Below are 21,739 nucleotides of genomic sequence, written 5' to 3'. Positions count from 1 at the left end.
TGCGCGACTCGGTGTGTTTCGCCGTGCAGGATATATCGGCTCCCGATATATTCAGTCCTATGGCATCGAGGAGCATGACCCAGGCCGCCTTCTTCGTGCTGACGGCCCTCGCCGACCAGCCCCGGCACGGCTACGGCATCCTGCGCGAGATAGAGGAACTCTCCGACGGCGAGGTGCGGTTGAGGGTCGGCACGCTGTACGGCGTGCTCGACCGGCTCACCGCCGACGGGCTCATCGCGCTGGACCGCGAGGAGGTCCGGCAGGGCCGGCTCAGGCGCTACTACCGCGTCACCGACGAGGGGGTCGACGCCCTCGTCGCGGAGGCCGACCGTATGGTGGCCGGAGCCGGTGCGGCCAGGCGCCGCATCGCCGAGGGCCGCCGCGCCCCCGGAACCGTCGCCCCGCCCGCCATCGGGCCCGGACTCGCCGGAGGCCTGGCATGACGACCGGTATGACGCCCGGCACGCCCACCCTGCTCGAAGGGCGCTACCGCACCGCCCTGCGCCTGCTGCCCGCGTACTACCGCAGGGAACGCGAGGAGGAGATGGTCGAGGTCTACCTGTGGGACACCGACCGCGACACCCAGGACCAGAGCCGGCCCACCTTCGGTGAGGTGGCGAGCATCGCCGCCCTCGCCGTGCGCACCCGGCTGGGCACCGCAGGCGCACCGCGCCGCTACGCCCTGCTCGGCTCGGGCGTCCGCCTCTTCGCGCTCTTCGCCGTGCTGCTCCAGGCGGCTGCCGCGGTCGTCGACCGGGTGCTGGAACTGACCTGGGTGTCGACCGGCGGAGCCGACCGGTGGGACATGTTCGGGTCGGGGTTCACGGGCCAGGGCGCCGTCGTGGCGACCGCGGCCGTCGCCGCCTGGCTGCTGCCGCTGCTGTGGACCGTGGGCTTCTTCGCCCTCCTGCGCGGCCGCCGACGCCTCGCGCGGATCAGTGTGCTGCTTGCCGCGCTGCCCACCCTCTGGCCGTTCCTCGCCCCGCTGGTGACCGGCTTCCCCCCGCCGGAGCCCGCCTACGCCACCGCCGCCGCGGCCTTTGCCTGGCTGCCCGCGCTGGCCCTGTGCGCCGCCCACCACCGTGACGCGCCCGCGGCCGTGCTGCCCGCCGGGACGGCCGGGCTCGCGTACCTGGGCAGCTGTGTCGTCATGGGTGCCTCGGTCGTGCTGCTGCCCGCCGCCGCCGACTCCGTCTGGGCGCCGACCACCTGCTTCGTCGGGGGCGCGCTCGGCTGGCTGGGGTGGCGGATCCGCGGCGCCCGGCCGGCGGGCGGGGAGGGCGCTCTCGCCCTGGCCGTGCTCGGGCTGCTGGTCCTGCTGCTGCGGCTGGCCGCCGTGTACACCTGGCTCGACGTGTCCGTCCCGCTGCCGGCGGTGCTGGTCGTCGGCTTTGCGGTCCAGGCGGCGGCCCTGCTGTTGCTCACCGCGGCTCTGGCGGTCGTCGGCGGCCGCGACCTCGCGGCCCGCTGACGACCGACGCACCGCATCGCCACCCGCGCGGCCGTGCCTCAGTGCGGGAAGGCGCGCGGCTGGCGCAGCAGGGGGAGTTCGTCGCGGAACTCCTCGATGCGGGAGCTGATCTGCCGCATCAGGACGGTGTCGGCGAGGCGGTCGAGGTAGAGGTTGTGACGGGCCAGGCCGGGCGCGTCGACGCAGAAGTACAGAGCCATGAGCGGATTGACGAACAGTTCGCTGTCCTTGGTCCGCTCGGTGAACCGCACGTTGCCGAAGGCACCGCGCACGGCGGCGGCGACGGATCCGTTGACGATGCTCGGGTGGCCCGGGGTGCAGGCCTGGGCGTCGGCCACGGCGTCCAGGTAGAGGGCCCCCTCGGGGCTCCGGTGCGACAGGGAGAACGCGCCGAGGTAGGCACCCTCGCGGTCCAGCGCGGCCAGGTTCTCCAGGACGAGGGAGTGGTTCACCCCGTGATGGGCGTCCACGCCGAAGCCGAGACAGGCCACCAGTCGGTGGGGGACGTCGTCGAGGCTCTGTACGGCGGCGAGGCTGGCCATGTCCTCCTCGGGCGTGCCCAGTCCGTGCTCGTCGCCGCGCATCAGGATGTCGGTTCCGCCGTCCACCAGGACGACGGCGTCCACCCCGCCCAGGTGGTCGAGGAGCGCCCGGTAGGCGGCTCGCAGGGGTTCCACCCCGGTGCGCGGGAAGGCGTACACCGTGGCCGGGAGGTCGTGCCGGTCGAGCCAGCGGGCCAGGGTGCGCTCGGGGAAGTAGTCGCCACGGGTGGGGATGTCGGGGCGGATGGCCGCGACGTCCGGCTGGAGCCAGACCTCGGAGGGCAGCCCGTACAGGTCGGCGAAGGAGAGGTTGGCCAGCTGGACCTCCTTGCCCGCCGAGCGCAGGGCGAGCGCCAGCGGAAGGCCCGCGTACACGTCGAAACCGCCGCCCGCACCGGCGATCAGCACCCGGCGCGCGTCGCGCAGCCGGGTGAAGAGGGGGGGCTCGTGGAGGGTGAACACCCCGGGACGCTAACAGGCGTCGATCGCGCGGCCCAACAGGATTTCGTCAACCACCCTGAAACGTGGGTGAGTTGGGGTTCGGTCGACCGTGGCCGGAGTGGCCCGACACGGCGGCCACGGTCGGCCGAACCCGCGTCCGGGACTACGCGCCGCTCTCCCGCAGCATGTCCTCACGCTCGACGATCTTCACGCGCTCGCGGCCCTGCGGCTCACCCAGCGCCTTCTCGGCGGCATCCAGCTTGTACCAGCCCTCCCAGGTGGTGAAGCGGACGTCGCGCTCGGCGAGGAACGTCTCCACGGCCTCCGGCTCGGGCGAGGCGGGCGTGTGCAGACGGCCGTTCGCGTGGTCGTCCAGCAGGTTCGACACCGTCTCGTTGGCGTCGCCCTTGGTGTGGCCGATGAGGCCGACAGGGCCGCGGCGGATCCAGCCGGTGACGTACGTCGACTGCAGGTGCTCGCCGGACTCCTCTATGACGCGGCCGCCCTCGTCCGGGACCGTGCCCGAGTCGAGGTCCCAGGGCAGCTTGGGGAGCTTGTCGGAGAGGTAGCCGACGGCGCGGTAGACCGCCGTGACGTCCCAGTCCTTGAACTCGCCGGTGCCCTTGACGTTGCCGGTGCCGTCGAGGGCGGTGCGCTCGGTGCGCAGACCGACGACCTTGCCGTCCTCGCCGAGGATCTCGGCCGGCGACTCGAAGAAGTGCAGGAACAGCTTGTGCGGGCGGTCGCCGACGTCGCGGATCGCCCAGTTCTCCAGCGTCTTGGCGACCATGTCGGCCTGCTTGTTGCCGCGCCGCGTGGCGATCGAGCCGTCGTCGTAGTCGATGTCCTCGGGGTCGACGATGACCTCGATGGTGGGAGAGTGGTCGAGCTCGCGCAGCTCCATCGGGGAGAACTTCGCCTGCGCCGGGCCACGGCGGCCGAAGACGTGGATCTCCAGTGCCTTGTTGGCCTTCAGACCCTCGTGGACATTGGCCGGGATCTCCGTCGGCAGCAGTTCGTCCGCCGTCTTGGCCAGGACGCGGGCCACGTCGAGGGCGACGTTGCCGACTCCCAGGACCGCGACCTTCTCGGCCTCCAGGGGCCAGGTGCGCGGCACGTCCGGGTGGCCGTCGTACCAGGAGACGAAGTCCGCGGCGCCGTAGGAGCCGTCGAGCTCGATGCCGGGGATCGACATGTCGCGGTCGGCCGTCGCGCCGGTCGAGAACACCACCGCGTCGTAGAAGGCGCGCAGGTCGTCCAGGCTGATGTCGGTGGGGTAGTCGACGTTGCCGAAGAGGCGGACCTGCGGCTTGTCGAGGACCTGGTGCAGGGCGTTGACGATGCCCTTGATGCGGGGGTGGTCCGGGGCGACGCCGTAGCGGATCAGACCGAACGGGGCCGGCATGCGCTCGAAGAGGTCGACGGAGACACCCGGGTCGGCGGCCACATCGGACTTGAGCAGCGCGTCGGCGGCGTAGATCCCGGCGGGGCCGGCTCCGACAATGGCTACCCGCAGGGGGCGGGGCATGATCAGGTTCCCTTCGAGTGGCGACAGATCGACTCGGGGGAAGCCTAAACTAAGGCAAACCTTACCCGGTACACGGGTCCGGTCTATGGACTCATAAGCATCATTTATGAGTGGAGCGGCGGCCGACTCGCCTCACGGCAGCGGCTGTTCGGCCCAGATGACCTTGCCCTTGGCGGTGTAACGGGTGCCCCAGCGGTCGGTGAGCTGCGACACGAGGAACAGACCGCGGCCCCCCTCGTCGGTCATGGCCGCGTACCGCAGATGCGGTGAGGTACTGCTGCTGTCGGCGACCTCGCAGATCAGGGTGCGGTCGCGCAGCAGCCGGACGCGCACCGGGGCGCTGCCGTAGCGGATCGCGTTGGTGACCAGCTCGCTCAGGATCAGTTCCGTCGTGAAGGACAGGTCCTCCAGGTCCCAGCGCGCCAGCTGCCGCACCACGGCCGCCCGCACCTCGCCGACCGCCGCCGGGTCCACCGGCACGTCCCACTCGGCTACCCGGTCGGCGCCCAGCGCCCGGGTCCGCGCGACGATCAGCGCGATGTCGTCGTTGGGGCGGGGCGGCAGCAGGGCGTCCAGGACGGCCTGGCAGGTCCCCTCCGGCGGGCCGGCGGAGCTCCGCTCCAGGGCGGTGCGCAGCAGCTCCAGACCGGTGTCGATGTCCCGTTCCCGGTCCTCCACCAGCCCGTCGGTGTACAGCACCAGCGAGCTGCCCTCGGCCAGCTCCAGCTCGACCGTCTCGAACGGCAGCCCGCCCAGTCCGAGCGGCAGTCCGGCGGGCACCTCGAGGTACTCGACCCGGCCGTCGGGGTGCACCAGCGCCGGCGGCGGATGGCCGGCCCGGGCGATCGTGCAGCGCCGGGAGACCGGGTCGTAGATGGCGTACAGACAGGTCGCCCCGGAGACGGCCGCGTCGGTGTCGTCGTCCGTCTCGTCCTGGTCGATCCGGGCCACCAGCTCGTCCAGCAGACCGAGGAGTTCCTCCGGGGCCAGATCCAGGGCGGAGAAGTTGTGCACCGCGGTACGCAGCCGGCCCATGGTGGCCGCCGCGTGCAGCCCGTGGCCCACCACGTCACCGACGACGAGGGCGACCCGGGCCCCGGACAGGGGCAGCACGTCGAACCAGTCGCCGCCCACACCCGCCTGCGCCGGCAGGTAGCGGTAGGCGATGTCCAGGGCGTTCTGTTCCGGCAGGGTGCGCGGCAGCAGGCTGCGCTGGAGGGTGACCGCCATGCCGTGCTCGCGGGTGAACCGGCGCGCGTTGTCGATGGAGATCGCGGCCCGCGCCACCAGCTCCTCCGCGAGCACCACCTCGTCCGGGTCGAACGGATCGGGCCGTTCCGAACGCCAGAAACTGACCACGCCCAGGATCAGGGACCCCGCCCGCACGGGCACGGTGATCAGCGAGTGGATGCCGAACTCCACGACCTGCTCGGTCCGTTCGAAGTCCTGGGCGCGCCAGCCCGGAGCCTCGGCGAGACGGGCCTCCAGGACCGCCCGCGCCTCGCCGAGACTGTGGGCCTGCGGGGCGGAGTCCACGAACCGGATCCGCTCGCCCACCGCGTACAGCGGCGCGCCCTTGCGGATCGCGCTGACCGCCGTGCGGCGCAGCGTGCCCCGGGCCCCCGGCTCCTCGCCCTGAAGGACGGCGTCGAACAGATCCACGGACGCGAAGTCCGCGAACCGCGGCACGGCCAGCTCCGTCAGCTCCTCGGCGGTCCTGGTGACGTCCAGGCTGGTCCCGATGCCCACCCCGGCCGCGTACAGCATGTCCAGGCGCTCGCGGGTCGCCTCCGCCCGGCCCGACAGGGCGCGCAGCTCCGTGGAATCGCGCAGGGTGGCGACGCTGCCCGCCGGTCCGCCCGCCAGGTCGGTGGGCCGCTGGTTGATCGCCAGCAGCCGCTCCCCGACCAGGTGCACCTCGTCGGTGACCATCCGCCCGGAGGCGAGCAGTTCGGCGGTGTCCCGGTCGAGTCCCAGATCGAGGACCTGGCGCCGTTCGGCGTCCGGGGGCAGGTCGAGCAGGCGTTGCGCCTCGTCGTTGGCGAGCAGCAGGTCGCCCTCGCCGCCGACGATGATCACCCCTTCCCGAACGGAGTGCAGGACGGCGTCGTGGTGCTCGTACATCCGGGTCATCTCGCGCGGGCCCAGGCCGTGGGTCTGGCGCAGTAGACGGCGGCTGACCAGCGCCGTGCTCGCCGTGGCCAGCGCGAGGGCGACCGCGGCGCTGCCGAGGACGAGCGGCAGCTGCCGGTCGGCGTTGCCGCCGACGTGCGCGGTGGTGATCCCGGACGACACAAGTCCGACCACCGTCCCGTCGGCCGTCTTCACCGGTACCACCGCCTGGACCAGCCGGCCGATGGTCCCGTTGACCTCCTCGACCACGATCCCGCCGTCCAGCGCCGGCTGGATGTTCCCGACGAACTTCTTGCCGATGCGGTCCGGCTTGGGATGCGTGTAGCGGATGCCCTCGGTGTTCATGACGACGAGGAAGTCCATGTCGGACGCCTCGCGGGCGGCCTCGGCCTTGGGCTGCAGCACGGCTGTCGGGTCGGGGGCGTTCAACGCCTCGACGATGCCCGGCGAGTTGGCGAAGGTCTGCGCGACCGCGACGGAGCGGTTACGGGCCTCCTGGGTAGTGTCGTGACGCACCTGGAGCAGCAGCGCCACCACGGCGGCCACGACCAGCAGCAGCACGATGACCACTTGGAGGACGAACACCTGCGCGGCGAGACTGCGCCCGCCCAGTGCGGACTCAGGCGTACGCCGGACCCGCGGGCCCCGGGGACGACGGGCCGGCCGGGCATCCGAGCGCCCCAGGAGTCGGACCATGTGCCATGTCTACACTGCCGGGCCGCGCGAGGCGAGAGCCGTCACGCTCGGTCACTGGCCGTGTCCCGCACGTTTGCCGTGAGTGACTTCGGTCGCCCGCCGGGTGGCCAGCAGCAGCGCGATGTCGTCCGCCCGATCCGCGGCCTGCCGGGCCGTCGCGGTGAGCAGGTCGGCGACGTCCGCGAGGGAACGGCCGGTACGAGCCTCGGCCGCGGGCCCGGCGGCGCCGGTCCCGGCGGGAGGGCGCCTGAACCCTGCCCCGGCCAGGGCCCGGCGCAGATCCGTGATGCCGTCGTCGATGTCGTGGCCGGGCCGCTCGACCAGCCCGTCCGTGTAGAGGGCGAGGATCGCGCCCGGCTCCAGCCACAGCTCCGTCACCGGGTAGTGGGCGCGCGGGTCCACCCCGAGCACCACGCCGCCGGGCAGTTCCACGACCTCGGTTCGGCCGTCGGGGTGGCGCAGCAGCGGTGGCAGGTGCCCGGCGCGGACCGCCCGGGCCAGACCGGTGGCCGGGTCGAGCCGGACGTAGCAGCAGCTGGCGAACTGGCCGGGGTCCAGGTCGATGAGGAGGTGGTTCGTGCCGCCCATGACCTCCTCGGGCGGCCGGTCGCCCAGCGCGAACGCCCGCACCGCACTGCGCAGCTGTCCCATGGTGGCCGCCGCCTGCACGCCGTGCCCCTGCACGTCCCCGATGACCAGGGCCAGCCCGTCCCCGGCCTCCACGACGTCGTACCAGTCGCCGCCCACGTCCATGCCCTCGGTGCCCGGCAGATAGCGTCCCGCGGTCTCCACGCGCGCGTGCTGCGACAGCCGCCGGGGGAGCAGGGCCTGCTGGAGCCCTCGGGCGAGGGCGGCCTCGGTGTCGTAGCGCTGTGCCTTCTCCATCGCGTGGGCGATCAGCCCGGCGAGCGCGGTCAGCACCGTGCGTTCCTCGGAGCTGAAGCTGCGTGAGCGGTCGAAGCCGAGGATGCACGAGCCGACCGGGCGGCCCGAGGCGATCAGCGGGAGGAAGGCGCGCGCGCCCTCCGACGCGTCCAGGTCGATGCCCGGATAGGCGTCCGCCAGCTGCTGCATCGAGTCGAAGAAGAGCGGCCGGCCCGTGGTGAGGGTCTCCACACCGGGCAGCCGGGTGTCGAGGCCCACCCCTTCGAAGGGGGCCAGGAAGCCTTCGGGGAAACCGGACTCCCACGCGAGGTACAGATGCCGCTCCTGGAGGAGGTAGATGGCCAGCCGACGGCCGCCGAACGCGGGCAGCAGCTCCTGCATCACCACCGCCGACACCTGGCGGGCGGTCACGGCCTCCGACAGCGCGATGGCCAGGACGATGGGCCGGTAGAGCGGGGTGGTCGAGGCGGCGGTGCCGGACGCCGGGGCGTCCGTCGCCGGGGGCTCGGCGGCCGTGTCGTTCGGCACGCGGTTCGCAGGGACCGCCTTGCAGGTGACGAGATCCGCGCCCGGGTACAGGGACATGCTCAGCCAGTCCCCCTCGTACGGCCGCGGGACGCAGGAGGGGTCGGTCGGGACGGGAAGCCGCACATGGAAGTGCGCGGGCTCCGGCGACAGCAGGGCGCCGCGCAGATGCTCCTCGACCGTGGGCTGGTTCAGCCACGGCACGGCCTCCCACAGCGACCGGCCGACCAGCTCGTCCCGCGGCACGCCCAGGAGGTGCCCGGCCCGCGCGTTGGCGTAGACGACGAGCCCCAGCCGGTCGAGACAGAACACCCCCTCCGGGAGGAGGTCGGCGGCTCCGTCGGCCAGGGCGCCCGGGCCCGGATCGAGGAGGACGCCGGCGATGGGGCGGGGCAGGGCGGAGGACGCGGCGGTGGCATCGCCCGGGTCGGTCGCCATGCCCGTCGCATCCCACAGTTCGAGGAGCCGCAGTCCGCCCTCGGTGGTGCGCACCTGGAGCGGCAGCGGCGGCGGCCGCCCCCGGGCCGTCCGGTGCAGCAGGCCCGGCAGTCGGTGGGCGTCCGTCGGGTCGACGACCCGGGCCAGGGCCTCCAGCGTGCCCGGGAACTCGTCCGGGGGCAGACCGAGCAGGGTGCGTGCCTGTTCGTCGAGTGTGACGACGTCGGTCGCCGGGTCCCAGGAGAACCGCCCGACGCGCCCCGGGGCCGGTCCCGCGGCTGGCGGCCGTACGCACAGCGGCTCCTCGTCCCAGGTGACGTCACCGTCGTCCGCCCCGAACCGCAGCAGGGCCGCTCCCAGGTCGTCCGCCACCGCCGTCAGCCGCTCCCGCTCCGCCTGCATCTCCGCCGCGTCGGCCGCCGCCGGGCGCAGAACGGCCAGCACCCCGAAGGACCGCCCCTCCGCGACGACGGGCACGTAGAGCGAACCGAACTGGAAGGGCAGGCCCGCCGCGAGCTGCGCGTATTGGCGCATCATCTCGGTGGCGTTGGCCAGCACCACCGGTACGCCCGTCCGGTACACGTCGGCCACCGGGAACGGCCGGTCCATGTGCACCCGCCACCAGGGGCGGAACAGCGGACCGGGCAGCCCCGCGAGGACCGCGAGGCGCAGCAGCCGGGACGTGGTCGAGCACAGGTACACGCCACCGGTGTGACCGCCCGTCGCCCGCAGCGCGTCCGCCACGGCCCCGGTCAGCAGCGCGGGCGGTGGCCCGGACGGCTTCCGCTCGTTTCCGGCGCTCCCAGTCATTCGGCCCTACCTCGTCCGTGCGCCGCCGCTTGGGCGACACAGTAAGAATGCGCCACACCTGGCCGGATGTGCATCTGCGCGACCTCGGGGAGAACGGTTCCGGGCGGGGTAACCGGCACGCCATGAGCGAGATTCTGGTGGGCGCCTGCTCCTGGACGGACCGGGCACTGGTCTCCAGCGGCTGGTATCCGGCCGGGCGGCGCGACGCGGAGGGACGGTTGCGCCACTACGCCGAACGCTTCCCGGTCGTCGAGGTCGACGCGACCTACTACGCGCTGCCCGGCGAGCGCAACGCCCGACTGTGGACGGAGCGCACCCCCGACGGCTTCGTGTTCGACGTGAAGGCCTTCTCCCTGCTGACCGGGCATCCCACCCGGTCGGCCGTGCTGCCGCCGGGTCTGCCCGCCGACGTCCGTGGCCCGAAGGCCCTGGACGAGGTGTGGCGCAGGTTCACGGACGGCATCCGGCCGTTGCGTGACGCGGGGCGGCTGGGCGCCGTCCTCTTCCAGTTCCCGCCGTGGTTCCGTCCCGGCGCGCGGGCCCACGCGTTCCTCGCCCAGTGCGCCGAGCGCACCGCCGGGTGGCCGGTCTGTGTCGAGTTCCGGCACCCGGACTGGTGGCGGGGCGAACGGCAGCACACGACGGCCGATCTGCTGCGGTCGTACGGCTTCGCCACCGTCGCCGTCGACATGGAGCAGTCCCTGCCGTCCGCCGTGCCGCCCGTCACGCCCGTCACCTGCTCGCGGCTGGCGGTCGTCCGCCTGCACGGCCGCAGCCCGGCCTGGGGCAGCGGCAGCAAGGAGGACCGCTTCCGGCACGAGTACACCGACGGCGAGCTCGGCGAATGGGTGCCGAGGGTGCACGCGCTCGCCCGGCGGGCGGAGCGGGTGCACGTGCTGTTCAACACGTGCTGCGGCGACTCCGCGGTCCGCGCCGCCGAGCGCATGCGAGCGCTGCTCGCCCCCTGACCGACGCCCCGGCCCGGGCGGCCGACCGGCCTCGCCGGGCTCCGCGTCGGCGGACCGCTCACCGGGGCGCGCACGGGCATGGTGGTCGCGGGCCCCGGTGAGCGGGCCGGGTCGGGTGCGGGGCGGTCAGCCGGCGGTGGTGTGCAGGGTGCTCTTGGCCAGTTCGTACGCCGGGAGCATCGCTTCGTGCTCAGCGGTGTCCATGCCGCCCAGATGCAGGACGACGGGGCCCTCGGGCGTGGTGACGGCGAGCGCGTGCTCCTTCTTCGTCTCCTCGAGGAGTTCGCTCGTGGTGACGTACTCGACCTCGGTGCCGGTGATGTCGCCCGCCTTCACCGTGCTGTACCGCGCCCCGCTCGCCCCCCGCTCGGCGGCCACGAAGTCCTCCAGCACGGCACGCGCGTCGGTGTCGCCCGGCTCACCCGTCCACACCCGCAGGAACCCGATCTTCCCCGCGGGTTTGGCGTCGACCTCGCAGGCCATGGTGACCGGACCCTGGCGCAGGAAGGCGTCGGCGAGGTCGGCCAGGTCGCCGGTGGCGCCGGTCGCCTCCTCGGCGTCGACGGCCTCGGCCTTCCAGAACTCGGCGATGTCGAAGGTGACGGGAAGTTCGCAGGCGGACCCGGAGGCGCCGATCGACCCGCCGCGCTGCGCGACCTTCGCGGTCGTCTTCGCCGACGCCCCCGTCGCCCCCGACGCGCCGTCCGGTTCGGCCTCCTCGGCCGCGCATCCCGTCGTCAGCCCCGTCAACAGGGCCGCCAGCGCCAGCCCCCGTCCCACGTTCCCCATGGTCCCCGCCCCAAAGCGCACTGCTGTGTCTCCTCTCGGCGCCGGCGCGACACCGGCGGAGCACTGTAACCGAGGGGGTCGTGGCCCCCGCCACCGAGATTCGCCGCGGGAGCGTACGCGGCCGGGGAATGTCCCGGCTCCGCCCCCTGTTGTAACGCGTGACTGACATGCACCGATCAGCAGGTGCGAGTCGGTGTGAGAGGAGTTCCCCATGGCCCGCAGTACGGCGCGTCCCGTCATCACCCTCAGGTCCACGGCCGGCACCGGTGTCACCTACGTGACGCGCAAGAACCGTCGCAACGACGCCGACCGGCTGGTCCTGCGCAAGTACGACCCCGTCGCCGGACGGCACGTCTCCTTCCGAGAGGCGCGATGAGGCCGGCGCCGGCCCGGCAGGGCTGAACGGCGCCGACCCGAGACGGCAGAGCGGCCGGGACCCCGGAAAGGGGACCCGGCCGCTCTCTCACGCGGACGTCGCGCGGACGAGTGACGTGCCGTCATATTCACGCTCCGCTGGGAATCCATACAGCCATGAGCAAGACCGCGCTGATCGTCATCGACATGATCAACACCTACGACCACCCGGACGCCGACCTGCTCCTGCCGTCGGCCCGCAAGGTGGTCCCGGTGGCCGCCGGTCTCCTCCACCGGGCCCGCCGCGCCGGCGAACCCGTCGTCTACGTCAACGACAACTTCGGCCAGTGGCGTTCCCACCACGGTGAACTCCTCGACGAAGCGCTCTCCGGCCCGCACGCCGGACTCGTCGAGCCGCTGGTACCCGACGCGGACTCGCTCTTCGTCGTCAAGGCACGGCACTCGATCTTCTTCGAGACCCCGCTGTCCTACCTGCTCCAGCAGGAGGGCATCGACCACCTCGTCCTGTGCGGACAGGTCACCGAGCAGTGCGTCCTGTACTCGGCCCTCGACGCCCACATCCGCCACTTCGACGTGACCGTCCCCCGGGACGCGGTCGCCCACATCCACGCCGATCTCGCGGACGCGGCGCTGCTGATGATGGAGCGCAACATGGGCGCGCGCGTACGCGACAGCTGTGAGCTGTGGACCTGAACGGCCCTGCTCCGCAAGCGGCCTGACAGGCAGTCCGTTCGGCGCGCAGCAGCCGCGATCTCCGCTTCGTGGCCCGGACGGAGTCGGATGCGGAGGCGGAGAGCGAGCGGTCGCCCGTCTCGCGCGGGGGCGCGGGCGCCGCCCTTCTCCGATCCCCGCGTTCCCCGTTCCCTTCGCCTCCCGGGTTCTTCCGCTTCTGCGTCTTCCTCCGCTTCCTCCGCTCAGCAAGGGGCACTTCACACATGGCCGAGTTGACCCGTCGCAGACTCCTGGGCTCGACCGCGGGCGTACTGGGCGCCGCCGCGGCGCTCTCCCTCCTCCCGCCGAGCGTGCAGAAGGCCGTCGCGGCCGGACCATCCCGCCGTGGCTCACTCGCCGACGTCGAACACGTCGTCCTGCTGATGCAGGAGAACCGCTCCTTCGACCACTACTTCGGCACCCTGTCCGGCGTGCGCGGCTTCGCCGACCCCGACGCGCTCACCCTCGACACCGGGCGTTCCGTCTTCTATCAGCCCGACGCCGAGAACCCCGCGGGCTACCTGCTGCCCTTCCACCTCGACACCCACACCTCCAGCGCCCAGGCCATCCCGTCCACGAGCCACGCCTGGTCGGTGCAGCACGAGGCGTGGAACGGCGGCCGGATGGACCGCTGGATGTCGGCCCACCGCACGGCCGACGGCGCCAACGCCCCGTACGTCATGGGCTACCACACCCGCGAGGACATCCCGTTCCAGTTCGCCCTCGCCGAGACCTTCACCGTCTGCGACCACTACTTCTGCTCGGTCCTCGGCCCGACCTGGCCGAACCGCCTGATGTGGATGACCGGCACCATCGACCCCGAGGGCGCCCTGGGCGGGCCCGTCGTCCGCAACTCCGCCCCGACGCCGTTCAGCTGGAAGACCTACGCGGAACGGCTCCAGGCGGCCGGGGTCGACTGGAAGGTGTACCAGCAGGAGGACGACTACGGCTGCAACCTGCTGGAGCAGTTCGACACGTTCAGAAACGCGCGACCGGGCTCCGAGCTGTACGAGCGGGGCGTCCGGCCGCAGCCGGAGGGCACCTTCGAGGCCGACGCCCGGGCCGACCGGCTGCCGACCGTGTCCTGGCTGGTGCCGCCGGGGCACCAGTCGGAGCACCCCGACTACCTGCCCGCGGCCGGCGCCGCCTTCGTCGCCTCGAAGATCGAGGCCATCGCGGACAACCCCGAGGTCTGGCGCAAGACCGCCTTCATCCTCAACTACGACGAGAACGACGGCCTGTTCGACCATGTGCCCCCGCCGACCCCGCCCGTCGGCACGTCCGGCGAGTTCGTCGGCGGGCTGCCGATCGGAGGTGGCTTCCGGGTCCCCGCCATCGTCGTCTCGCCCTGGACCGTGGGCGGCTGGGTGGCCTCGGAGCCCTTCGACCACACCTCGACCCTGCGGTTCCTGGAGAGACTCACAGGGGTCATGGAGCCCAACATCAGCGATTGGCGGCGCAGCGCCTTCGGGGACCTCACCTCAGCCTTCCGTTTCGCGTCCACCAGCCCGCTCGCGCCGGCGCTGCCCGACGACACGGCGGAGCAGCTGCTGAAGGCGAAGGAGGAGGTCGCCACCCTGCCCAGGCCCACCCTGCCGGGTGCCGAGCAGTCGTTCCCGGTCCAGGAGACGGGCCCCCGGCCGCAGCTCTGACCCGGACGCGCACGCCCCGCGTCAGCGGTGGACGAACCGGTCGGGCGGGTCTGCGCGCGTAGACAGCGGGCGGTCCTGCGGCAGGAAGAAGAGGGCGCAGATGCGCAGCGGCTCCGGCTCCCGGTTCTCCGCCATGTGCACGCCCTGCGGACCCACCGGTTCGACGATGCATCCGCCGGTGGGCGTCACGCACTCGGTTCCGTCCGCCAGGGTCCGGGTCAGGACGCCCGCCGTCACCACGGCGACGACCCGGCCCTCGTGGTAGTGCCAGGGCAGCGAATGGCCCGGCGGGATCTCGTAGTCGGCGACCACGACCCTGGTGTTCTCCGGTGCGGCCAGGGCGAGTCGTTCGGTGAGCAGACCGTCGGCGAGCAGGGTCGGTGCGGGTTCGGCGCCGGGTTCGGCGGCGGGCAGGGCGATGGGGCGGGCCTCGACGGGCGACGAGCGGTTCACGCGGCGGTCGTCCGGGGCGGGTGGGGGCCGGGGTCGCCGGGGCCGGTCGGGCCCGCTGTGCGACGTAACCTGGCCGGGGTCATGTTCCGCTGGTCAGTGCGTTCCACAGCAGTGACATTAACCCACTTGAGTCACGGAGAAGTGACCGGGTGTCATCGAGCGTGCCGGTGCCTGTCGGCCCCACATCTCCCACTCGAATCTCCCCCGGACCTCCCCGGCCGCGCCCCCGGCCGAAGCCCGGTGGAAATGTGAGGTAGACGGTTTCTGCGGGAGTGATCCTCGCGGGCCTCCCGTGCGTCCTTCAGGGCGTGAATCGTATGAGACATCATGCGACGAGTGTTTGGGGGAGACCTTGAGCATCCTGCGTCCGGACGTGGAGCGGCCTCGCGAAAGCCGTGCCGGGGACGAGCCGCGCGCCGGCCGTGCCGAGGGTGGGCCGCGCGCCGGCCGTTCGGAAGGCGGGCCGCTCGGTGGTGCGCTCGCCCGCATCGCGGGCTTCGTCGGCCGGACGCTGCGGGGCGAGTGGTACGGCATCGTCGTCGACCCCCTGCGGCAGCTGCGCCGACGCGGGCCCGGCGCCCTCCTGCTGGCGTTCGTCGCCTGCGCGGGCGTGATCTTCTTCCACGCCATCGCCCAGCACCCCACGGGCGGGACGGCGGTGCGGATCCTGGGTGGGGTCCAGGGCGACCTGCCGCTGTGGCTCGCCCTGCTGCGCACGCCGGTCTCCCTGTACGTCCCGGCCCTCGATCTGCCGGTGTGGGCCGGCATCACCCAGCTGTTCCTCGCCTTCGCCCTGGCCGAACTCGCCCTCGGCCGCCGCAGGACCCTGCTGATCGCCTACGCGGCCACCCTGGCCGGCACCCTCACCGTGCGGGTCATGATGGCGATGGGGCCGGGATGGTGGGGCCTGGGCCTGCCGCCCGAGGTCGGGCAGGTCCTCGACACCGGCCCGTCCGCGGCGGTCGTCGGGCTGTTCACCTATCTCTCGGTCGTCCGCCACGCGCCCGTCGTGTTCCTCCTCACCGGCGGTTCGATGGTGCTCGAGTCGATCGCCAAGCCCAACCTCGCCGGCCGCGAACACCTCATCGCGGTGGCCGCCGCCGTCGTCCTCGGACTGCTGCACGAGCGCGGGCGCCTGCGACGGCAGGACGCCACGAACACGCAGGACACGGCGCCCGCCTGAGATCTTGCTATGAATTCGTGGTGCGGTTGAACGCTCCTGTGTCCGTCTGCGTATAGGGCCGGGGGATCTCATGCCCAAGGCCGCCGACGACGTGTAGGAGCACTCCTTGGTACAGAACAGGCGCAGACGCCAGACGGGCGGGCGACGAGCGACTTTTGCGGCGCTGGCGCTCATCATCGGCGGCGGTGGACTGATGGGGGTGAACGTCTACGCATCGGCCACCGAAGACGGTTCCGACGGCTCGGGACAGGGCGGCAACAGCGCCGTCACCATCGACTGCCCGGACGTCGGCAGCAAGCTGACCGACGTCCCGGAGCAGGCCTCGCCCGAGGTCGCCCGCGAACTCGCCCTGCTGGACGAGCAGATCGCCGAGGCCTACCGCAGGCTCCAGGAGTCGGCGGAATCGGTGCGGCAGGACGCGGAGTTCGCCGACAACGCGGTCATGGACCCGTTGAAGGAGAAGCGCGGCGCGACGATCCAGCGCATCGCGGACTCCATCGACCGGGCCGGTGACCGTCCCGAGGGCCTGGAGGACCTCGCCGCCTGCACCCTGCGCGCCAACGACGACCAGGCCGACGAAGGCGCCGACGGCAACGGCGACGAGAACCAGAACGGCGACCAGGCGGGCGACGACCAGAACGGCGACGGAGACCAGAACGGCGGCGGAGACCAGCAGGGCGACCAGGGTCAGCAGGGCAACGGCGGTCAGGCCGGAAACGGCCCCGTCGCCGCGGACTACGCCGACATCAACGCCGTCCAGCCGACGCAGCAGACCCCGGATCCCAGCTCCGGCCCCTCCCGCGGCACCTTCGCCACCAGCTGCGGAGTGAACGCGAACGGCGTGTTCAACTCCGACAACGTGATCGTCGCCCCGGGCGTCACCAACGGCGCCCACCACTTCCACGACTACGTCGGCAACCAGTCCAACGACGCCTTCGCGTCCGACGACGACCTGGCGAACGCCGACACGAGCTGTGTCGACCAGGGCGACAAGTCCACCTACTACTGGCCCGTGCTGCGTCTGCAGAACGGCAACCAGGAGCAGGACGCGCAGAAGCCCGGCGGTGGCATCGAGGGCAACGCCGGCGAGATCGTCACGCCCAAGGAGGTCACCCTGACCTTCGTCGGCAACCCGCGTGAGAAGGTCACCGCCATGCCCCGGCTGCTCCGGGTCATCACCGGCGACGCCAAGGCCTTCGTCAACGGCACGGCCAACGCCAACGCGTCCTGGAGCTGCACCGGCTTCGAGGACCGGCAGCTGAAGGACAAGTACCCGATCTGCCCGTCCGGCAGCGACGTGGTGCGCTCCTTCCGATTCCAGAGCTGCTGGGACGGCAGCAACATCGACAGCGCCAACCACCGCACCCACGTGGCCTTCGCCGCCGCCGACGGCACCTGCCCGAACGGCTTCAAGGCCGTTCCGCAGCTGGTGCAGCGCATCGTGTACGACGTCGACGCGCCGAGCCTCCAGGACGGCGGCAAGACGACTCCGTTGTTCGCGGTGGACTCCTTCCCGGAGCAGCTGCACAAGCCGGTGACCGACCACGGTGACTTCATCAACGTCTTCGACGAGGACCTGATGGGCGAGATGGTCGACTGCATCAACGAGGGCCGCACCTGCGGCGCCGGCACCGGCGGCGGCGACAACGGTGGCGACAACGGCGGTGGCGGCGACAACGGTGGCGGTGCCGACAACGGCGGCGACAACGGTGGCGGTGCCGACAACGGTGGCGACAACGGTGGCGGTGCCGACAACGGCGGTGGCGCCGACAACGGCAACGGTTCCGGCGAGGGCACGCAGGAGCCGTCGCAGGCTCCCGAGCAGCCCGCGACCACCGAGCCCGACGCGGGTGACAACGGTGCCGGTGGCGCCTCCGCGACCGCCGACCCCCGCGTCTACGCGAAGCCGTCGGCCAAGGCGGCCACCTCGGCGCCCGCCGCCGGCTCGGGAGGCGAGATCGGCTCCCCGGCGACCGCCGCCCCCGCGGCCACGCCCGAGCAGTCGCAGACCCCGGCCGGCACGGGCGCCGACACCACCGTGCCGGACGGGACCGAACCCCAGGCGGTGCAGGGCGGTCTCGCCGAGACCGGGGCCAATCTCTGGCCCGCGGCCGCCGGAGGGCTGCTGGTGATCGCCGGCTTCGGCGTTCTGTTCCGGAACGCACGCCGTAAGTACTGAGATGCAGCACTGAGTCAGAGTCACTCCACCGAGGGCCCGTCGGACTGCCGACGGGCCCTCGGTGCGACCCGTCGGTCCCCGGCCCCCGTACGGGTGCTCCCGCACACGCGCCATCGCCGCCGCGCCGGACCGCACGGTATACGTCGTTCGAAGCGCGCGACGACGGGAGACGCATGGAGCACACGACGTCCGGGGACTACTACGACCTCGGCACCCACGGCCGGTCGGTGACGACCTCGTCCGCCGAGGCCCAACTGTGGTTCGACCGCGGACTGGTCTGGTCGTACGCCTTTCACCACGAGGAAGCCGTCGCCTGTTTCGAGGCCGCGGTCCGTGCCGACCCCGACTGCGCCATGGCCCACTGGGGCATCGCCTACGCGCTCGGCCCCAACTACAACAAACCGTGGGATTTCTTCGACGATCAGGACCTCGCGCGGACCGTCGCCCGTACGCACGAAGCCGTCGAACTCGCCCACCGGAAGGCCGAGGCCGCCACCCCCGTCGAACGGGCCCTGATCGGCGCGCTGCGCGCCCGCTATCCGCAGACCCGCCCCGCCGAGGACTGCTCGGTGTGGAACGAGCCCTACGCCGACGCCATGCGGGCCGTCCACGAACTGGCCCCCGACGACCTCGACGTCGCCGCCCTGTACGCCGACGCCCTGATGAACCTCACGCCCTGGCAGCTGTGGGACGTGCGCACGGGCCGGCCCGCCGAAGGTGCCCGCACACCGGAGGCGAAGGCGGTGCTCGACCGCGCCCTGGCCGACGGGGCCGCGGCCGCACATCCGGGAGTCCTGCACTTCTACGTCCACCTCATGGAGATGTCACCCACTCCCGAGGCCGCCCTCCAGGTCGCCGACCGGTTGCGCGGCCTGGTCCCCGACGCCGGACACCTCCAGCACATGCCCTCGCACCTCGACGTGCTGTGCGGCGACTACCGGCGCGTCGTCACCGACAACGCCGCCGCGATCACCGCCGACGAGAAGTACCGGAAGCGCTCCGGCGCGATGAACTTCTACACGCTGTACCGCTCGCACGACTACCACTTCAAGATCTACGGCGCGATGTTCCTGGGCCGGTACCGGACCGCGCTGGAGACGGCGGAACGCCTGGAGGCCTCCATCCCGGAGGAGCTGCTGCGCGTGCCGAGCCCTCCCATGGCCGACTGGCTGGAGGCGTTCCGCGGCATGCGGTTCCATGTGCTGATCCGCTTCGGCCGGTGGCAGGACATCCTCGACGTGCCGCCGCCCGCCGACCCGGTCCTGCACAGCGTGACCACCGCGCTGCGCCACTACGCCCGCGGTGTGGCGTTCTCCGCCACCGGCCGGGTGCCCGAAGCCGAGGCCGAGCGCGTCCTGTTCCGCTCGGCGGCCGACCGGGTGCCCGAGACCCGGATGCTGTTCAACAACACCTGCCGGGACATCCTCGCGATCGCGTCCGCCATGCTCGACGGTGAACTGGAGTACCGCAGGGGTAACCACGACCTCGCCTTCGCCGCCCTGGAACGGTCCGTCGACCTGGACGACCGCCTTCCCTACGACGAGCCCTGGGGCTGGATGCAGCCCACCCGGCACGCGTACGGCGCCCTGCTGCTGGAGCAGGGGCGGATCGAGGAGGCCGAGGCGGTCTACCGCGCCGACCTCGGACTGGACGACACCCTGCCCCGCCCGTCCCAGCACCCCGGCAACGTGTGGTCCCTGCACGGCTACCACGAGTGTCTGGTCCGGCTGGGCAAGGAGGCCGAGGCGCGGATCGTGGCCCAGCAGCTGAAGTTCGCCACCGCCCTGGCCGACGTACCCGTCCGGGCGTCCTGCTTCTGCCGTCTCGACACCGACACCGACACGGGCCACGGCAAGGGCGAGGGCACCGACACGGACGCCGGTACCGGGACCTCGGTCACATCCGGGTGCTGCGCCATGGACAATTGATCGAGATCGTCGGCGCGGTCGACGCACAAGAGGGGGCCTCGGAGCATGGCGGGCGCACGATGAACGAGACACGTGGGAAGAAGTGGTCGCTGCCGCACATCGGCCCGGCGCAGCGGGATGCCGTCGCCCGCGCGCGGGGCTGGGCGCGGCTCGCCCTGGTGCTGGTCGCCGCCTGTGTCGCGGTGGTGATGGCGGGCGCGGGATCCGGCGGCTGGTTGGTCCTGTTCATCGGGTTCGTCCTCCTCGCGCTGGCGGGGGCGGGCGTGTGGTGGATGCTGGCGCACCGGGGCGGTGCCCGGCTGCTCGGCGGGCTGGTGGCCGTCACCGCGCCGGTGGGCGTCGTGGTGCTGTACGCCCTGTCCGGTCTGTGGCCGGTGGCGGTGGGGGCACTCGCGCTGTGGGCCGGAGCCCTGGGCTCGGCGCGGGCCTCGCTGCGCAGCGTGCGTCGTCCCAAGGGCATGCACGGCCGGAAGACCCCGCCGCCGCGCCGGCCGGTCCTGATCATGAACGTGCGCTCGGGCGGCGGCAAGGTCGTCAAGCACGGTCTCGTCGAGCGCGCCGAGGCGCTCGGTGCCCGGGTGGTCGTGCTCGGCACCGACGACACCTACACCGATCCGGAGGCGGAGGCCCGGCAGGCCGTCGCCGAGGGCGCCGACCTGCTCGGTGTCGCGGGTGGTGACGGCACCCAGGCACTGGTCGCGGCCGTCGCCGCCGAACACGACGTGCCCTTCCTGGTGATCGCCGCCGGCACCCGCAACCACTTCGCCATGGACCTCGGCCTCGACCGCACCGACCCCACCCGCAGCCTCGACGCCCTCACCAACGGCGTCGAACTCCGCGTGGACCTCGGCGACGTCGGCGGGAGGGCCTTCGTCAACACCGTCTCCTTCGGGGCGTACGCGGAGATAGTGCAGAGCCCCGACTACCGTGACGCCAAGGCCGCCACCGCACTCGACCATCTGCCCGACCTGCTCCAGGGCGAGGCCGGCCCGACCCTGGACGTCCAGACGGACGACACCCATGTGCACGCGCCGCAGGCCCTGCTCGTCAGCAACAACGCCTACGCCCGCGCCGACCCGCTCGGCGGTGGACGCCGGCCCCGGCTGGACGCCGGACTGCTCGGGGTGATCGGCGTCCGGGTGGAGGGCGCGGCCCAGGCCGCCGAACTCGCGCTGCTCGGCGAGCGCGCGGGCAGCATCACCTCGGTGACGTCCCGGCGCGTCGTCGTCGACGCGGACCGTGAGCGCATCGCGGTGGCCGTCGACGGCGAGGCGCTCGAACTGGCCACCCCCGTCGTGTGCACGGTACGGCCCTCCGTGCTGCGGGTCCGGGTGCCCCGGCACCGCCCCGGCGCGGCCTACGCGCCCCCCACGGTCGACTGGCGGCGCATCGTCCGTCTGGCGCTCGGCCATACCGACTCTCGTACGATCAAGGAGGCCTACGATGTCTGACCGCCTGCCGAAGCTCCCGACCTCGCATCTGGTCCGTGACCTCGCGACCATGGACCAGGCCCTGTACGAGACGGTCACCGTGACCAGGACGCCCACCCTGGACAGCGCGCTGCGCCGGCTGTCCGCGGCCGCCGACCACTCCAAGCTGTCCTTCGGGGTCGCCGCCGGGCTCGCCCTGTGCGGCCGCCGCCCGCGCCGTGCCGCCGTGCTCGGGGTCGCGGCGATCGGGGTCGCCTCGGCCACCGCCAACCTGCTCGGCAAGAAGCTCGTACGCCGGCCGCGACCGCACCGCGCCGAGGACTCGCCGTTCCCGGGGCGGCACGTGCCGATGCCGCAGTCCGCGTCCTTCCCGTCCGGGCACACCGCCTCGGCCGTCGCCTTCGCCGCCGCGGTCGGCCCGACCCTGCCGGTCTCCGCGGTGCCGCTGGGGCTGCTCGCCTGCGCTGTGGGCTACTCGCGGGTCCATACCGGCGTGCACTACCCGGGCGACGTCGTGGCCGGAGCGCTGCTGGGCACGGGCTCGGCGGCGCTGGTCCTGGCGCTCACCGCCCGTAAGGACGCCTGAGAGAGCCGGGCGGCCC

17 protein-coding genes are annotated in these 21,739 nt (G+C 72.6%); 11 read left to right on the top strand and 6 right to left on the bottom strand.

Annotated elements, in window-relative coordinates:
- Window positions 1–74: 74 nt before the first annotated feature.
- Window positions 75–443 carry a PadR family transcriptional regulator gene (locus OHU34_RS04360; protein ID WP_405772149.1) on the top strand — a complete coding sequence of 123 codons (369 nt, stop codon included), beginning with the start codon at window positions 75–77 and terminating at the stop codon, window positions 441–443.
- On the top strand, window positions 440–1,471 hold the full coding sequence (locus OHU34_RS04355; protein WP_230193614.1) for a hypothetical protein: 1,032 nt from the start codon (window positions 440–442) through the stop codon (window positions 1,469–1,471). Before OHU34_RS04360 ends, OHU34_RS04355 begins: the two co-directional genes overlap by 4 nt.
- Window positions 1,472–1,509: 38 nt before the next feature.
- Here the strand turns inward: OHU34_RS04355 and OHU34_RS04350 are convergent, their stop codons facing one another.
- From OHU34_RS04350 to OHU34_RS04335, 4 genes are all read right to left on the bottom strand, one after another.
- Window positions 1,510–2,475 carry a DUF1152 domain-containing protein gene (locus OHU34_RS04350; protein ID WP_405764846.1) on the bottom strand — a complete coding sequence of 322 codons (966 nt, stop codon included), beginning with the start codon at window positions 2,473–2,475 and terminating at the stop codon, window positions 1,510–1,512.
- A gap of 142 nt (window positions 2,476–2,617) precedes the next feature.
- Window positions 2,618–3,982, bottom strand: coding sequence for an FAD-dependent oxidoreductase (locus OHU34_RS04345; RefSeq protein ID WP_142267624.1), 1,365 nt, complete (start codon window positions 3,980–3,982; stop codon window positions 2,618–2,620).
- Between the two features lie 132 nt (window positions 3,983–4,114).
- Window positions 4,115–6,811 carry a SpoIIE family protein phosphatase gene (locus OHU34_RS04340; RefSeq protein WP_405764843.1) on the bottom strand — a complete coding sequence of 899 codons (2,697 nt, stop codon included), beginning with the start codon at window positions 6,809–6,811 and terminating at the stop codon, window positions 4,115–4,117.
- Window positions 6,812–6,862: 51 nt separating this feature from the next.
- Window positions 6,863–9,469, bottom strand: a complete 2,607-nt coding sequence (locus OHU34_RS04335; RefSeq protein WP_142267625.1) for a SpoIIE family protein phosphatase — start codon at window positions 9,467–9,469, stop codon at window positions 6,863–6,865.
- Window positions 9,470–9,591: 122 nt separating this feature from the next.
- On the opposite strand from OHU34_RS04335, the gene OHU34_RS04330 reads away from it, so the two are divergent.
- A complete protein-coding gene (locus OHU34_RS04330) occupies window positions 9,592–10,437 on the top strand; it encodes a DUF72 domain-containing protein (RefSeq protein ID WP_142267626.1) in 846 nt (281 codons plus the stop codon).
- 126 nt (window positions 10,438–10,563) lie between these two features.
- Here OHU34_RS04330 and OHU34_RS04325 read toward each other — a convergent pair whose 3' ends face one another.
- Complete coding sequence (locus tag OHU34_RS04325; protein WP_200839893.1) at window positions 10,564–11,226, bottom strand: lipoprotein; 663 nt, start codon at window positions 11,224–11,226, stop codon at window positions 10,564–10,566.
- A 211-nt stretch (window positions 11,227–11,437) separates the two neighbouring features.
- Here OHU34_RS04325 and rpmG point away from each other — a divergent pair, with 211 nt between their 5' ends.
- The 3 genes from rpmG to OHU34_RS04310 all read left to right on the top strand — a co-directional run bounded on the left by rpmG (window position 11,438) and on the right by OHU34_RS04310 (window position 13,964).
- On the top strand, window positions 11,438–11,602 hold the full coding sequence (gene rpmG / locus OHU34_RS04320) for a 50S ribosomal protein L33 (protein WP_020129621.1): 165 nt from the start codon (window positions 11,438–11,440) through the stop codon (window positions 11,600–11,602).
- A gap of 155 nt (window positions 11,603–11,757) precedes the next feature.
- Window positions 11,758–12,294, top strand: a complete 537-nt coding sequence (locus OHU34_RS04315) for an isochorismatase family cysteine hydrolase (protein WP_142267628.1) — start codon at window positions 11,758–11,760, stop codon at window positions 12,292–12,294.
- A gap of 242 nt (window positions 12,295–12,536) precedes the next feature.
- The gene (locus OHU34_RS04310; RefSeq protein WP_405764837.1) at window positions 12,537–13,964 is read left to right on the top strand and encodes an alkaline phosphatase family protein; all 1,428 of its coding nucleotides are present in this window, start codon (window positions 12,537–12,539) and stop codon (window positions 13,962–13,964) included.
- A 21-nt stretch (window positions 13,965–13,985) separates the two neighbouring features.
- Here OHU34_RS04310 and OHU34_RS04305 read toward each other — a convergent pair whose 3' ends face one another.
- Complete coding sequence (locus tag OHU34_RS04305) at window positions 13,986–14,417, bottom strand: cupin domain-containing protein (RefSeq protein WP_230193840.1); 432 nt, start codon at window positions 14,415–14,417, stop codon at window positions 13,986–13,988.
- Between the two features lie 352 nt (window positions 14,418–14,769).
- On the opposite strand from OHU34_RS04305, the gene OHU34_RS04300 reads away from it, so the two are divergent.
- The 5 genes from OHU34_RS04300 (at window position 14,770) to OHU34_RS04280 (ending at window position 21,723) form a co-directional block, all read left to right on the top strand.
- Window positions 14,770–15,600 (top strand): hypothetical protein, encoded by an 831-nt coding sequence (locus OHU34_RS04300; protein WP_372481670.1) that lies wholly within the window; start codon window positions 14,770–14,772, stop codon window positions 15,598–15,600.
- Window positions 15,601–15,793: 193 nt separating this feature from the next.
- The gene (locus OHU34_RS04295) at window positions 15,794–17,779 is read left to right on the top strand and encodes a DUF1996 domain-containing protein (protein ID WP_405764834.1); all 1,986 of its coding nucleotides are present in this window, start codon (window positions 15,794–15,796) and stop codon (window positions 17,777–17,779) included.
- A gap of 173 nt (window positions 17,780–17,952) precedes the next feature.
- On the top strand, window positions 17,953–19,707 hold the full coding sequence (locus tag OHU34_RS04290) for a hypothetical protein (protein ID WP_405764832.1): 1,755 nt from the start codon (window positions 17,953–17,955) through the stop codon (window positions 19,705–19,707).
- A gap of 59 nt (window positions 19,708–19,766) precedes the next feature.
- A complete protein-coding gene (locus OHU34_RS04285; protein WP_230193838.1) occupies window positions 19,767–21,158 on the top strand; it encodes a diacylglycerol kinase family protein in 1,392 nt (463 codons plus the stop codon).
- Window positions 21,151–21,723, top strand: coding sequence for a phosphatase PAP2 family protein (locus tag OHU34_RS04280; RefSeq protein WP_054238978.1), 573 nt, complete (start codon window positions 21,151–21,153; stop codon window positions 21,721–21,723). Before OHU34_RS04285 ends, OHU34_RS04280 begins: the two co-directional genes overlap by 8 nt.
- Window positions 21,724–21,739 lie beyond the last annotated feature (16 nt).

The sequence above is a fragment of the Streptomyces sp. NBC_00080 genome (assembly GCF_045041255.1).
GTDB lineage: Bacteria > Actinomycetota > Actinomycetes > Streptomycetales > Streptomycetaceae > Streptomyces > Streptomyces coriariae.
This window is presented reverse-complemented; position numbering and strand designations above follow the sequence as displayed.